The following is a 13,255-nucleotide window of genomic DNA, read 5'->3' as shown; positions in this document are numbered from 1 at the left end:
CCCCGTACGGGCCGCCCACTCCGCAGGGAGCGGGCGGCCCGTACGCGTGCCGGCCCCGGATCAGAGCTTCGACAGCTCGTCCACCAGGTCGTCCAGGCCCAGCGAACCCTGCGACAGCGCGGCCATGTGCCACGCCTTCAGGTCGAAGGACTCGCCGTGCGCGGCACGGGCGTTGTCCCGCCCCAGCAGCCAGGCCCGCTCGCCCAGCTTGTAGCCGATCGCCTGCCCCGGCATCGACAGGTAGCGGGTCACCTCGCTCTCGATGAAGTCCGCCGGCCGCCCGCTGTGCAGGCCGAAGAACTCCTGGGCCAGGTCCACCGTCCAGCGCTCGCCCGGGTGGAACGGCGAGTCCGCCGGGATCTCCAGGCCCAGGTGCATGCCGATGTCCACGATGACCCGCGCGGCCCGCATCATCTGGCAGTCCAGGTAGCCCAGCCGCTGCTCGGCGTCCTTGAGGTAGCCCAGCTCGTCCATCAGGCGCTCCGCGTACAGCGCCCAGCCCTCGACGTTGGCGCTCACCATGCCGATGGAGGCCTGGTAGCGGGAGAGCTGGTCCGCGACGTGCGTCCACTGCGCGAGCTGGAGGTGGTGGCCCGGAACGCCCTCGTGGTACCAGGTGGAGACCAGGTCGTACACCGGGAAGCGGGTCTGGCCCATCGTCGGCAGCCAGGTGCGCCCGGGACGGGAGAAGTCCTCCGACGGGTTGGTGTAGTACGGGGCCGCCGCGCCGCCCGGCGGCGCGATCTTGGACTCGACCCGCTTCACGCGCTCGGCGAGCTCGAAGTGCGTGCCGTCGAGGTTCTCGATGGCCTCGTCCATGAGGCCCTGGAGCCAGGCCTGGACCTCCTCGACGCCCTCGACGTGGGTGCCGTGCTCGTCGAGGTGCTTCAGCGCCTCCCAAGGACCGGCGCCCGGCAGGATCTTGGCCGCCTCGGCCTTCATCTCGGCGAGCAGCCGGTGGTACTCGGACCAGCCGTAGGCGTACGCCTCGTCGAGGTCCAGGTCCGTGCCGTTGAAGTAGCGCGACCAGCGGGCGTAGCGCTCGCGGCCCACCGGGTCCGGCTCGTCCGCGACGGCGGGCGCGTACACGTCCCGCATCCAGTCGCGCAGCTCCGCGACGGCGGAGGTCGCACCGGCGGCCGCCTCCTCCAGCCCGGAGCGCAGCGACTCCGGGCCGCGGGACACGAAAGCGCCGAAGAAGCTCTCGCCGCCGGCTCCGCCGTTCGCGCCCTCGCCGTCCTCGCCCGCCCAGGTGGTGAGCTGGCCGATGAAGGTGGCGGTGGCGCGCGGGCCCCCGTACAGACCGCGGTCCAGGCCGAGTCCGAGGCTCTCGCGGTAGCCGGCGAGTGCGGCGGGGACCGCGCGCAGCCGCTCCTCGATCGCGGCCCACTCCTCGTCCGTGTCGGCCGGGGTCAGCGTGAAGACCTCGCGGACGGAGTGGGCGGGCGAGTGGATGTTGCTGACGGCGCGCAGGTCCTCGTCCGCCTCGTACACCGCGAGTTCGGCCGTGAGGCGCTCGCGCAGCAGGCGGGCGCAGCGGCGCTCGGCGTCGCTGTCCGCGCCGGGCAGCCGCTCGGCGGCGTCGAGACGGGCGAGGGTGGAGCGGGACAGATCGGCGGCGGCCGCACGGCCGGCCGGGGAGAAGTCCGGGAGCCTGCTGGAGCTCGCGGCGACACCGAGATAGGTGCCCGTGATCGGATCGATGGCGATGAGGTCGTCGACGTATGCGTCGGCGACCTGGCGGGGCAGCCGGGAAGCGCTGTCGCTGCGAAGGGTCTCTGACATGCGGCCATCTTCGTACGGCGAACGGCCCCGCGTCATCACCGTTCGCTGTCAGCCTCCTGACGTGCGGCAAAGCGGCGGACCGTCGCCCCGCCCCCGCACCGTCGACGGGCCCCGGCCGGGGGCGGGTTCAGGCCGACCGGCCGGAACCCGCCGCGCGGCGGCTCAGTGCCCGTGCTGCCGGCCGTACGGATGCTGCGCGCGGGGCAGCTCGTACGGGACCCGGGAGACGGCCGGCGCGGCGTCCAGCCGGGCCGTGATCACCAGCGTGCCCTCCTCGATCTGGTAGTCGAGGGGGAGGCCCAGACCCCGCATGGCCGCGACCATCCCGGTGTTGGAGGCCTGGGTGACGGCGTACACGCTGTCGCAGCCGGTCTCGGCGGCCATCGCGATCAGCCGGCCCAGCAGCTCGGTGCCGATCCCGCGGCGCTGCCAGTCGTCCTCGATCAGCAGCGCGACCTCCGTCTCGTCCCCGTCCCACAGCAGGTGGCCGAGGGCGACGAGCTTGCCGGACGCGGTGGTTGCCGCGAGGGTGCGGCCGAACCGGGGGCTCAGCAGGTGGGCCAGGTAGCGGTCGGCGTCGGAGACGGGCCCGTGGTAGCGCAGGCCGAGGGTGCGCTCGGAGCAGCGGTCGTGCATCGCGCGGGCGGCGGGGAGGTCGGATCCGTCCGCGCGGCGCACGGTGATCTCGTTGCCCTCGGGCAGGGTCAGTACGTCCTGGCCGTGCGGGACGCGCGGGCCGAGCCGGGCGTCGAGCTCGACGAGGGCGCGGGCCCGGGCGAACTCGGTGGGGGTGAAGGGCAGGTAGGGGCGCTCCACGGTGATGGCGCCGCCCGACGGGTCGCGCAGGCGCATCACCGTCTCCTCCAGGACCCCCTCGACCGGGGCGTCGGCGCCCGCGTTGGGGCGGCCCGAGAGGGTGGTGGCCGGGATGGAGTGGATGGTGCAGCGGCCGAGCAGCTGGCGCAGCGCGAGGGGCAGCTCGGCGGCGTCCAGGGCGGTGCGCGTGGCCAGCCCCAGGACGCGGGTGGGGGTGTCGACCAGGTCGTGCGCGTCGGCGCGCTCGATCCAGGTGCTGTGGCCGCCGGCGCCGGAGATGGCCCGGGTGAGGTCGCCGGCGGGCAGCTGCTGCGGGGAGCGCAGCAGGAACTCGTCGACGGTGCCGCCTTCGGGGAGCGGATGGGTCTGGAGGGTCAGGATGTCCACGCCGTGGTGGGCGAGCGCGGTGCAGAGCGAGGCCAGGCTGCCGGGCTCGTCGCGCACGGTCGTCCGCATCCGCCACAGGGAGGTGGTGGCGGCTGCCGCCGGCTCCGACCCGGACTCCGAACCGGACTCCGGCGGGGACGCCGGCCCGGACCCGGCTGCCCGGGCCGGATCGGACGCGGCTGTTCGCGGGGGCGGCGGAGCATGGCTGTGACGCCGTGCCCACCAGGTGTGGAACGCCGCCGTGACCAGGAGCGCGACGGCGGAGGCGATGAGCAGGACCGGGCCCTTGGGGCCGTGCGCGACGAGATTGGCGATGCCGTCGGCGACCGCGACGGCGCAGAACAGTGCTGCCAGTTCGACGACGTCGCGGCGCCAGTGGTGGCGGTGGGAGCGCTGGGCCGGGGCGTGGGTGCGTTCAGTCATGCATGTCACTGTGGCGCAGGGGTGTTGCGTGATCACGAACGATCTGTGACCGACTGGTTAAGTGTCGTCTGGCCGGTTTGGCCCGGTTTTCCGGCCGGTTCCCAAACCTTCCGCCCCCACTGCCCCTTCCATCCCTACTGCCCCACACGTCCCGGCTGGAGCGAGGTGGTGAAGAGTACGCCGCCTCCCTGGCGCCGCAACCGGACCGTGAGCTCCCCACTGTCACCGTCGATGTCGACCTCGCCGTAGTACGGGGGGTTCTCGGACGGCGACATGTTGGCGAGCGGAGCCGACTGGACGTACGCGGTCTCGGGGCCGAACGTGGCGTCGAGCCTCCCCGCCGGGAACCCGCCCGCGCCGACGGGACCGGAAACGAACTCCCAGAACGGTGCGAAGTCGGTGAACGCGGCCCGCTCGGGGGCGTAGTGGTTCGCGGCCGTGTAGTGGACGTCGGCGGTGAGCCACAGCGTGCCGGTGATGCGCTGGTGTTTGATGTGGCGCAGGAGTTCGGCGATCTGGAACTCGCGGCCGAGCGGGGCGCCCGGGTCGCCCTGCGCGACGGCCTCGAAGTTCTGCGCCCCGTCGGGCACGACGATGCCCAGCGGCATGTCCGCGGCGATGACCTTCCAGGTGGCGCGGGAGCGGGACAGCTCCCGCTTGAGCCAGGCCAGCTGCTCCCGGCCGAGGATGCCGACGGCGTCCACGGTCTGGCGGCCGGGGGAGTTGGCGTCGCGGTAGGTCCGCATGTCGAGGACGAAGACGTCGAGCAGCGGCCCGTACCGCATCACGCGGTACATCCGGCCCTCCGCACGCCCGCCCCGGAGGTCGGTGACGGGGAAGTACTCGCCGAAGGCCCGGCGGGCGCGGCCGGCCAGGGTGTCGACGTCGCGCACCGTGTAGCGGGGGTCGTCGATCACCTGGCCGGGATACCAGTTGTTGCGCACCTCGTGGTCGTCCCACTGGGCGAGGACCGGTACCTGGGCGTTGAACTCGCGCAGGTTGCGATCGAGCAGGTTGTAGCGGAAGTTCCCGCGGAACTCGTCGAGCGTCTCGGCGACCTTCGCCTTCTCCTCGGTGGTGATGTTGCGCCAGACGCTGCCGTCGCGCAGCGGGACGGAGGCCTGGATCGGCCCGTCCGCGTAGATGGTGTCCCCGCTGAACAGGAAGAAGTCCGGGTCGCGGCGGCGCATCTCGTCGAAGACGCGGTAGCCGCCGAGGTCCGGGTTGATGCCCCAGCCCTGGCCCGCGAGGTCACCGGACCACAGGAAGCGCACGTCGTGGCGGCGGGAGACCGGCGTGGTCCGGAAGGTGCCGGAGACGGGTTCGCCGGTGCGGCGCGGGTCGTCGGGGTCGGCCAGGGTCACCCGGTAGTGGATCTGCTGCCCGGGCGGGAGGTCGCGCAGGGTGGTCGTGCCGGTGAAGTCGGTGGCGGGACCGAGGAACGGGCCGCCGTGCCGACGGACGCCGTAGCGGAACGACTCGCTCGGGGAGGTCTCGACGTACATCCGCGCCGGACGGTCGGAGCGCGTCCAGATCGTGGCCGAGTGCGCGGTGATCTCACCGGACTGGGTGCCCCAGGGCGCGCCCGGGCGCCCGGAGCGGGTGAACGCCGCCGCCGCGGTGGCGGTCGAGGCGAACGCGGGCGCGGCGAGCGCCCCGGACAGTGCAAGGCCCACGGGCACGGCGAGTGAACCGCCGAGCAGGGACCGTCGGGAGTGCGGAATCGGTGCCATCGGAGCGTCTCCAGGGGCCGGCGGGGACGGGTCGGACCAGTGTGCCGACGCACACCGGCCCGCCCGCGTCGCGCAACCGAACCGCGGATGAACAGCCGTCAGCCGCTCAGCCGAAATGGCCGGTTGTCGCGCGCACCGTGTCCAGAACCACGCGCGAGACCAGCGCCGGGTCGTCGTTCATGGGGACGTGACCGCACCCGCGGAGCCGGACCAGCCGGGCGTCGGGCACCGTGCGCTTGGCGCGGACGCCCTGGCGGGGCAGGAGCAGCCGGTCGCGGGATCCCCACGCGATGGTGACCGGCAGGCCGGGCACGTCCGAGGTGAACCGTACGGAGCGGCCCGCGGCCAGCGTCTCCTCGAAACCGGTGGCCTCGCGCAGGGCGAGGGTCTCGGCGACCACGGCCTCCGGCGACCGGCGGGCCGGGTGGGCGTAGATGGTGCCGGTGAGCGCGGCCCGGCCGGCGGAGCTGCGCGAGAGCCGCTCCAGCGTGGACTGGGGCAGGGTGAGCGCGCCGACGCGCATCGCGCGCAGGGTGGCGAAGGCGTACTTGCGCTCGGCCTCGGTCCAGAACCCGGCGGGGGAGAGCGCGGTGACCGAGCGGACCAGGTTGCTCCGGCCCATTTCGAGGGCGAGGAGCCCGCCGAGGGAGTTGCCCACGACGTGCGGGCGCTCGACGCCGAGTGCCGTGCAGAGCGCGCCGAGCGCGGGGACGACGTTGCCCAGGTCGTACGCAACCCCCTCGGGCAGCGGATCCGAGACCCCGAAGCCGGGCAGGTCGACGGCGATCACGTCGTGCTCGGCGGCCAGGATGTCGGTCACCGGGTGCCAGGCCTGGAGGTGGTGGCCGATGCCGTGCAGCAGGAGCAGCGGCGCGCCGGCGCCCTTGCGCTCGTAGGCGACGGTGGCGGTGCGGGGGCCCAGCGGCGATTCGATCGGGAAGGAGACCGTGGCGGTCATGCTGCTCCTCGTCGGGTGGACGCGTGTGAGACAGGCTGTCAGTAATGGCTACCGCCATGATTACCGCCCGGTAGTACGAAGGGACAAGCCTCCGGCGCGTGTCGGGGGGACTTCGGGGCGGGCCGCCGGGCGAGTCGTCGGGTGCGCTGTCGGGTGAGCCGTCGGGTGAGCCGTCGGAACGCGCGAGAACATCGCATGAACGGCTTGATACGTATGCCCGATCTGCCCGGTAAAGGGGTGAGGATTGGTCTTGACCAAGGGGGTGCGCCGTCCTATCGTCGGCTGGGATAGTGCAGGAACCTTTAATAAACAAAGGCGCGGAACTGCCGCTGGAACACGGCGATTGCAGCGATGGCAGGAGGATCAGGGTGGGGACCACGCAGCTCGAAACGGTGCCGGAGCCGAAGTACTGGCACCTGAAGACCGTTCTCAGCGAGGCGCTCGACCAGGATTTCGCGGTGGGCGAGATCCTGCCCAACGAGCGTGAGCTCGCCGCCCGCTTCGGCGTCGCCCGGGCGACTCTGCGCCAGGCCCTGGAACAGCTCGAACTCGAAGGCCGGCTGCAGCGCCGCCGCGGGGTCGGCACCACCGTCGCCCCGCCCCGGGTCGGCGTGGCCGTCGGCAGTACGGAGCACAGCTGGCCCGGCGAGAGTGCCGACGGCTGGGAGATCGTGGACGTGGCCGACGCCGCCGTGGTGTCCGCCGCCGTCCTGAGGCTCCTCGGCGGCGGCGCAGCCGACCAGCCCGTGCACACCGTGCGCCGGACCCGCGTCTCCCACGGCCAGGCCGTCGCCGCCGAACTGCTGTACGTGCCGGCCGCCTCCGTGCCCGGCCTGTCCGCCATCGACGCCCCGGCCGGACCCGCCCGCGCCCGCGCCGTGCTGCGCGAGCTCCAGCGCCTCGCCCTCGACGGCCAGGACCGCTCGGTGGAACTCGGCTCGGCCCGCGCCGACGACGCCAAGGAACTGGACCGGCTGCCGGGGGCACCGGTGCTCGTGGTCACCACCCGCTACTTCACCGCCGCGGGAACGGCCGCCGTCTCGGTCGCCACGTACCGCGCGGACACCTGCCGGCTGACCTTCGGAGACTCGGGGGACGTGGAGATACGCCACGAAGCCCGCGCGGCCTCCTGACCGAGCCGCCCGACCACGACGGCCCGCACGGCAACGGCCTGCACGGCAACGGCCCGGCCCCGGACACCCGGGGCGGGCCGTTCGCCGTTCCGGAGGTCTCCCGGAGGTCTTCCGGAGGTCTTCGGAGGTCTTTGGGGGGCGCGCCGGGTCAGCGGCGCCGGGTGGTGACCGTCTTCTCCACCGCGAAGAGCTCTTCCTCGACATGGTCCAGCGCCAGCCGCAGCGCACCGGTGGCCACCGCGGCCTCGCCGAGCAGGGACTGCGCCACCCGCGGTGGGCGCAGGCAGTACCGCTCCAGCTCGCGGCGCAGGGGATCCAGGACCCCGTGCAGGCCGGCCGCCCAGCCGCCGACCACCACCAGCTCGGGATCCATGGCCAGGACCAGCGCCGCCACGTCGTGCACCAGCCGCTGGATGAACCGCTCCACCGCGGCCACGGCCTGCTCGTCGCCCCGCCGGGCCTTGGCGAACACCTCGGCCACCGCCTGCTCGTCCAGCGGGTGCAACGGCTCGCCGGTCGTCGACAGCAGCTTCTCGGGCGTGACGTCCCGGCCCAGCAGGTGCAGGGCGCCGATCTCGCCGGCCGCCCCGCCGAACCCCCTGTGTAGCCGTCCCCCGATGAGCGACCCCGCGCCGGGGCTGAGCCCCGCCATCACGAACACCACGTCGTCGGTGTCCTGCGCGGCGCCCTTCCAGTGCTCCGCGACCGCCGCCGCGTTCGCGTCGTTCTCCACCCGCACCGGGCAGCGGAACGAGCGCCGCAGCCGCTCGCCGAGCGGCAGCCCGGTCCAGCCCGGCAGGGCCGTCCCCAGGCGTACGGTGCCGTCCGCCTCCACGATCCCGGGACTGCCGACACCGACCGCCCGCAGCGAGTCGCGCGGTACCCCCGCCCGTCGCAACAGGTCGGCCACCGCCGCCCGCACACGCTCCAGCCGCTCGTCCGCGGACGCCGTCTCGGCGACCTCCTTGGTGCCGGCGCCGATCACCCGCCCGTCCAGCCCGGACAGCAGCACCGCGACCCGGTGCGAGCCGATCTCGATACCGAGCAGGTGCCCCGCCTCGGTCCGGAACCGGTAGCGCCTGGCGGGCCGGCCCTGGCGGCGCGCACCCTCCTCCGCACCGGCCTCGACGACGAGCCCGGTCCCGATGAGGCCCTCGACCACGCCTTCGACGGTCGGCCGGGACAGCCCGGTCACCCGGGTGAGGTCCGTGAGTGTCGGCGATTCGGCCGCCCGCAGTGCCCGCAGCACCACGGCCGAATTGATCCGCCGGAGCAGAGAAGGATCCCCGCCGGTCAGCTGCCCCAACGTGTGTCCTCCCAGATGGCGAGCCTGTCAGCCGGATCGTACTGCGCGCCCGGGCCGGCGGCGAGAAGCAGCCCCCCATCGGCCGGAACCGGCTGCTCCCCTCACGCCGGGGCGACGAATCCCGACTCGTACGCCGTGATCACGGCCTGCGTCCGGTCCCGCGCCCCCAGCTTGCCCAGGATCGCGCTCACGTGGGACTTGACCGTCTCCGTACCGACGATCAGCTCGCGGGCGATCTCGACGTTCGTCAGTCCCCGCGACATCAGCCGCAGCACCGCCTCCTCGCGCTCGGTCAGTGAGGCCCGCTCCAGTGCAGCCCGTGCCTGCCGGTTCCCGTACTCCGCGGCCAGTGCCCGCACGGCCGCGGGGAACAGCAGCGTCTCGCCCTCCGCCACCAGCCGTACCGCGTGCACGATCTCGGAGGGGCGGGCCCGCTTCAGCAGGAACCCGTCCGCGCCGGCGCGCAGCGCCTGGTATACGTACTCGTCGTTCTCGAAGGTGGTCACCACGAGGATCTTCGGCGGGGAGTCCACGGTCCGCAGCACGGCCCGTGTCGCCTCGATCCCGTCGAGCAGCGGCATCCGCACGTCCATCGCCACCACGTCCGGCCTCAGCCGGCGGACGAGCGGGACGACGGAGGCGCCGTCGGCCGCCTCACCCACCACCTCGATGTCGGGCTGGGCATCCAGAACGGCACGCAGACCCGCGCGTACCAGGGGTTCGTCATCGACGAGCAGAACGGTAACCGGCATCCGGTCAGCGTATTCGCTCCAGCGGAAGCCGCGCGCGCACTCTCCAACTGCCCTCGTACGGACCGGTCTCGGCCTCCCCGCCGAGCAGCGCGGCCCGCTCCCGCATCCCGCGCAGCCCGCTCCCGCCGCCGGACATGACGGTGGGCCCCTCCGGCAGCGGGTTCGTGACCTCCATGTCCAGCCTGCCGACGGCCATCTCCACCCGCACCCGCACGGGCACCGGACCGCAGTGCCGTAGCACGTTCGTGAGCGCCTCCTGCAAGATCCGGTAGCCCTCCCGGGTGACGGGGCCCGGCAACTGATCGAGTGGTCCAGTCAGTTGTGCGTCCACCTCCGACCCCGAGGCCCGGGCGGACTGCAGCAGCCGGTCGGCCTCCGCCAGCGTCGGCCGCTGCGAAACCGCCTGTGGCGACTCCCGCAGGACCACCAGGACCCGTTCCAGGTCCTCCAGCGCGGTCCGGCCCGTCTCCTCGATCGCACTCAGTGCCCGGTCGGTGAACTCCGGATTGCCCGCCGCCCGCGCCGCGCCCGCCTGCACGACGGCCACCGTGAGGGCGTGCCCGATCGAGTCGTGCAGCTCCCGCGCGATGCGGGTGCGCTCCAACAGCTGCTCGGTGCGCGCCTCCAGTGCGGTGAGCCGCTCGGCCGCCGAAGGCCCCAGCAGCCGCCGGGCCGCCGCGGTGACCAGCTCTCCCAGCAGCACCACTATCGCGATGAGGAGGACCAACGGCATCGGCGCGAGCAGCGCGGCGATCCACCTGGGTGGAACGAAGGGCACCATGGGGTCCGGGTTGATCGGGTGACCGATCGCCGTAGCGATCAGTTCGACGGTCATCACCGGCAGCCACACGGTCGCGAGCATGGCGGCGAGCGCGATGACCAGCCGTGTCTCCAGCCACAGGAGGGTTCGCCACCGGTCGCTCCACCGCGCCGACGGGGCCGCGCCGATGGAGCTTTCGGGGTTGTCGTGGTCGTTCGGCGTGAGCAGGAACTGGGCCTGCAGGCCCTCGGCCAGCCGCACCCAGGGCACCAGCCCGAACGGTATGACGATGACCAACGGCATCCACGGCATCTCCGGCTCTATGAACATCCACACGGCCAGCAGCAGCACGGGCACGCACAGGTGCAACCAGCGTGAGTAGGTCACCGGTTGGAGCGGGGCACGGAGCAGTCGGTACATGCCCCCATCGTGGCAGTGACCGGCCCTGATGCGTCTCCCCCACGTGGGGGAGACGGCACCCTCGCATGGGGGAGGGAAGGGGGTGGGGCGGACGGCGAGTCTTGAGCCATGAACAGGATCGAGATCCGAGAACTGACCAAGGAATACGGCCGTACCCGGGCCGTGGACCACCTCACCTTCGATGTCCTGCCGGGCCGGGTCACCGGATTCCTGGGCCCCAACGGCGCCGGCAAGTCCACCACGATGCGCCTCCTGCTGGGTCTGGACCGGGTCACGTCCGGGACGGCCACGATCGACGGGCGGCGGTTCACCGACTTCCCCGACCCGCTCCACCGGGTCGGTGCCCTTCTCGACGCACAGGCCGCCCACGGCGGGCGCACCGCCCGGGACCACCTGCGTTTCCTCGCCGCCGCCAACCGCATCCCGGTGCGCCGGGTCGAAGAGGTGCTGGAGCAGGCGGGGATCGCCTCGGCGGCGAAGCGCCGGATCAAGACCTTCTCACTCGGCATGCGCCAGCGTCTGGGCATGGCGGCAGCGCTGCTGGGAGACCCCGCGGTGCTCATGCTCGACGAGCCCACCAACGGGCTCGACCCCGAAGGCATCATCTGGATCCGCGAGCTGATGCAGGGCCTCGCCGCCGAGGGCCGCACGGTACTCGTCTCCAGTCACCTGATGACCGAGACCGCGGCGCTCGCCGACCACCTGGTCGTCCTCGGGCAGGGCAGGCTGCTGGCCGACTCCTCCATGGAGGAGTTCATCGAGGCGCGCAGCACCCCGAAGGTCCGTCTGCGCACCTCCGACCCCATCCGGCTCCGGGCCGCCCTGGCCCGGGACGGCTTCGAGATGGCGAGCGCGGACGGCGGGCTCTGGACCGTCGAGGGCATACGCGCCGAGCAGCTGGGCGCCATGGCCGCCCGCGAGGGCGTCCCCGTGCTGGAACTCTCCGACGAGCGCGCCTCACTGGAACAGGCCTACCTCGACCTCACCGCCGACCACGCGCAGTTCGCCGCCACCCGCTGACCTTCCCCCACGACCCAAGGAGGCTTCCCCATGAGCGCTGCCCAGCCCACCGTCCCCGTCCTGCACTCGGAATGGATCAAGATACGGTCCCTCCGGGGTACCTTCGGGGCCCTGATCGCCATCCTCGTGGCCACCGCCGGGATACAGGTGCTGACCGCCGCCGCGGTAGGTCAGGCGGAGGCCGACAGCCTGGGGGCGGACCCGCTCCTCGGAGCCTTCTACGGCGTCAACTTCGGCCAGATAGCCGCCTTCGCCTTCGGGGCGAGCGCACTGTCCGCCGAGTTCCAGGGCGGCGCCCTGCGCACGTCGCTGACCGCGGTCCCGAGCCGCACCCGCTTCTACCTGTCGAAGATCGCCGTGGTGGGGGTGCTCGCCTTCCTGGTGGGCCAGGTCGCCGGACTCCTCACGTTCGTGCTGGGTCAGGCCGTGATGGGGCAGTACGCGCAGTCGCTGGGGGACCCGGGGACCGTCCGCGCCGTCTTCGGCAGCGGTGTGTACCTCACACTCATGGCTCTGTTCGCGGCCGGACTGACGGCGGTGCTGCGCAGTGCCGCGGTCGTGCTGAGCATCCTCATACCCTTCGTCGTCATGGTGCCGTTCATCGTCGGCCAGGCGGCTGGCGGAGCTGCCGAGTTCCTGCCGGACCAGGCGGGGCAGCTCGTCATGCACCTGGAGTTCAGCGGCCGGCTCGGTCCCTGGAGCGGGCTCGGGGTGCTGGCGCTGTGGGTGCTGGCCGCACTGGTCGGCGGCTGGGTGGCGGTGCGCCGGCGGGACGCGTGACGCGAGGCCAGTTGTCAGTGGTGCCCGGGATACTGACGGCATGACCACGGCAGAGCATCTCGACACGATCGACCGGCTCCGGACGCGTGACTTCCCCGAGGTCCGGGGGAGGTCCGAAGTGGGCACCAGCGGGCCCGGCTACCACCTCGCCGAGCTGGGTGACAGCCGGTGGTACGGCGATGAGGACGCGGCCGAGCGCGTGGCGCACGAGGAGCAGGTGACCGCCGAGTTCGAGGCCCTGGTCCAGCGGCTGGAGGAGCGCTGGGGGAAGCCCGACCGGTTCACGCTCGACAGTCTGCGCCTGCGGACGGAAGACGGCGAGGCGCCGCAGCCGTGGCAGGAGATCGGCGACACCAGTGACCACCTCCACCTCTGGCGGGCGGGGGACCGCTGGGTCGCCGTCTACGAGGCCCGGTGGGGGGCCGACCACTCACCGCAGCTCATGGCCGCGGTGACCGTGATCGACCCTCCCTAACCCTCCGGAGTCGTCTCGGCTGCCGTGCGGAGGCGGGCGTACTCCTGGGCCATGGACTCCGCGGTCCAGTGGGCGTTCAGGCCGCTCGGGTTGGGGAGGGCCCAGATGCGGGTGGAGCCGATGGTCCGGTCCTGGGGGCCGATCTGGGCCTTTCGCTCACCGAAGGCCGTGCGGTAGGCGGTGACCCCGACGACCGCCAGCCATTGCGGGCGCAGCAGTTCCACCTTGGCGGTCAGGATGCGGCCGCCCTCGCGGAACTCCTCGGCGCTCAGTTCGTCGGCGCGGGCCGTGGCGCGGGCGACGACGTTGGTGATGCCGAGCCGGTAGGTCAGCAGCTCCTCCTGCTCCGCGGGATCCAGGCGGCGCGGGGTGAAGCCGGACAGGTGCAGGACCGGCCAGAAACGATTGCCGGGACGGGCGAAGTGGTGCCCCGTCGCGGCGGAGAGGAGACCCGGATTGATCCCGCAGAACAGCACACGCAGACCGCCCCCCCACCACGCGGGGGTG

Annotated in this window: 12 protein-coding genes; 4 read left to right on the top strand and 8 right to left on the bottom strand. The window is 72.9% G+C overall.

Going from position 1 to position 13,255, the window contains the following annotated elements:
• Positions 1-60: 60 nt before the first annotated feature.
• The 4 genes from ACFXA3_RS17570 to ACFXA3_RS17555 form a co-directional block, all read right to left on the bottom strand.
• A complete protein-coding gene (locus ACFXA3_RS17570; RefSeq protein WP_385187686.1) occupies positions 61-1,785 on the bottom strand; it encodes a DUF885 domain-containing protein in 1,725 nt (574 codons plus the stop codon).
• Positions 1,786-1,947: 162 nt separating this feature from the next.
• Positions 1,948-3,411: a GNAT family N-acetyltransferase gene (locus ACFXA3_RS17565; protein ID WP_385187685.1), complete on the bottom strand. Its 1,464-nt coding sequence runs from the start codon at positions 3,409-3,411 to the stop codon at positions 1,948-1,950.
• 134 nt (positions 3,412-3,545) lie between these two features.
• A complete protein-coding gene (locus ACFXA3_RS17560; RefSeq protein WP_385187684.1) occupies positions 3,546-5,144 on the bottom strand; it encodes an alkaline phosphatase D family protein in 1,599 nt (532 codons plus the stop codon).
• Positions 5,145-5,250: 106 nt separating this feature from the next.
• The gene (locus tag ACFXA3_RS17555) at positions 5,251-6,102 is read right to left on the bottom strand and encodes an alpha/beta fold hydrolase (protein ID WP_385187682.1); all 852 of its coding nucleotides are present in this window, start codon (positions 6,100-6,102) and stop codon (positions 5,251-5,253) included.
• A gap of 368 nt (positions 6,103-6,470) precedes the next feature.
• Between ACFXA3_RS17555 and ACFXA3_RS17550 the strand changes: the two genes are divergently transcribed.
• Positions 6,471-7,235 (top strand): GntR family transcriptional regulator, encoded by a 765-nt coding sequence (locus tag ACFXA3_RS17550; RefSeq protein WP_385187680.1) that lies wholly within the window; start codon positions 6,471-6,473, stop codon positions 7,233-7,235.
• A gap of 148 nt (positions 7,236-7,383) precedes the next feature.
• Here the strand turns inward: ACFXA3_RS17550 and ACFXA3_RS17545 are convergent, their stop codons facing one another.
• The 3 genes from ACFXA3_RS17545 to ACFXA3_RS17535 all read right to left on the bottom strand — a co-directional run bounded on the left by ACFXA3_RS17545 (position 7,384) and on the right by ACFXA3_RS17535 (position 10,473).
• Positions 7,384-8,541 (bottom strand): ROK family transcriptional regulator, encoded by a 1,158-nt coding sequence (locus ACFXA3_RS17545; RefSeq protein ID WP_385187679.1) that lies wholly within the window; start codon positions 8,539-8,541, stop codon positions 7,384-7,386.
• Between the two features lie 101 nt (positions 8,542-8,642).
• Positions 8,643-9,293, bottom strand: coding sequence for a response regulator transcription factor (locus ACFXA3_RS17540; protein WP_054225053.1), 651 nt, complete (start codon positions 9,291-9,293; stop codon positions 8,643-8,645).
• Positions 9,294-9,297: 4 nt separating this feature from the next.
• Complete coding sequence (locus ACFXA3_RS17535; RefSeq protein WP_385187677.1) at positions 9,298-10,473, bottom strand: sensor histidine kinase; 1,176 nt, start codon at positions 10,471-10,473, stop codon at positions 9,298-9,300.
• A gap of 108 nt (positions 10,474-10,581) precedes the next feature.
• Here ACFXA3_RS17535 and ACFXA3_RS17530 point away from each other — a divergent pair, with 108 nt between their 5' ends.
• From ACFXA3_RS17530 to ACFXA3_RS17520, 3 genes are read left to right on the top strand one after another with little or no spacing between them, the layout of a single operon-like run.
• Entirely contained in the window at positions 10,582-11,493 is a 912-nt protein-coding gene (locus tag ACFXA3_RS17530; RefSeq protein ID WP_385187676.1) for an ABC transporter ATP-binding protein, read from the top strand.
• Positions 11,494-11,523: 30 nt separating this feature from the next.
• Complete coding sequence (locus ACFXA3_RS17525) at positions 11,524-12,273, top strand: ABC transporter permease (RefSeq protein WP_385187674.1); 750 nt, start codon at positions 11,524-11,526, stop codon at positions 12,271-12,273.
• 40 nt (positions 12,274-12,313) lie between these two features.
• The gene (locus ACFXA3_RS17520; protein ID WP_385187672.1) at positions 12,314-12,748 is read left to right on the top strand and encodes a hypothetical protein; all 435 of its coding nucleotides are present in this window, start codon (positions 12,314-12,316) and stop codon (positions 12,746-12,748) included.
• On the opposite strand, the gene mug is transcribed toward ACFXA3_RS17520, so the two are convergent.
• Entirely contained in the window at positions 12,745-13,230 is a 486-nt protein-coding gene (mug, locus tag ACFXA3_RS17515; protein ID WP_385187688.1) for a G/U mismatch-specific DNA glycosylase, read from the bottom strand. The genes ACFXA3_RS17520 and mug overlap by 4 nt on opposite strands.
• Between the last annotated feature and the right edge of the window lie 25 nt (positions 13,231-13,255).

Source organism: Streptomyces sp. NPDC059456 (assembly GCF_042750055.1).
Lineage (GTDB): Bacteria > Actinomycetota > Actinomycetes > Streptomycetales > Streptomycetaceae > Streptomyces.
Note: the sequence above shows the minus strand (reverse complement) of the source record. Positions and strands in the feature narration are given on the sequence as shown.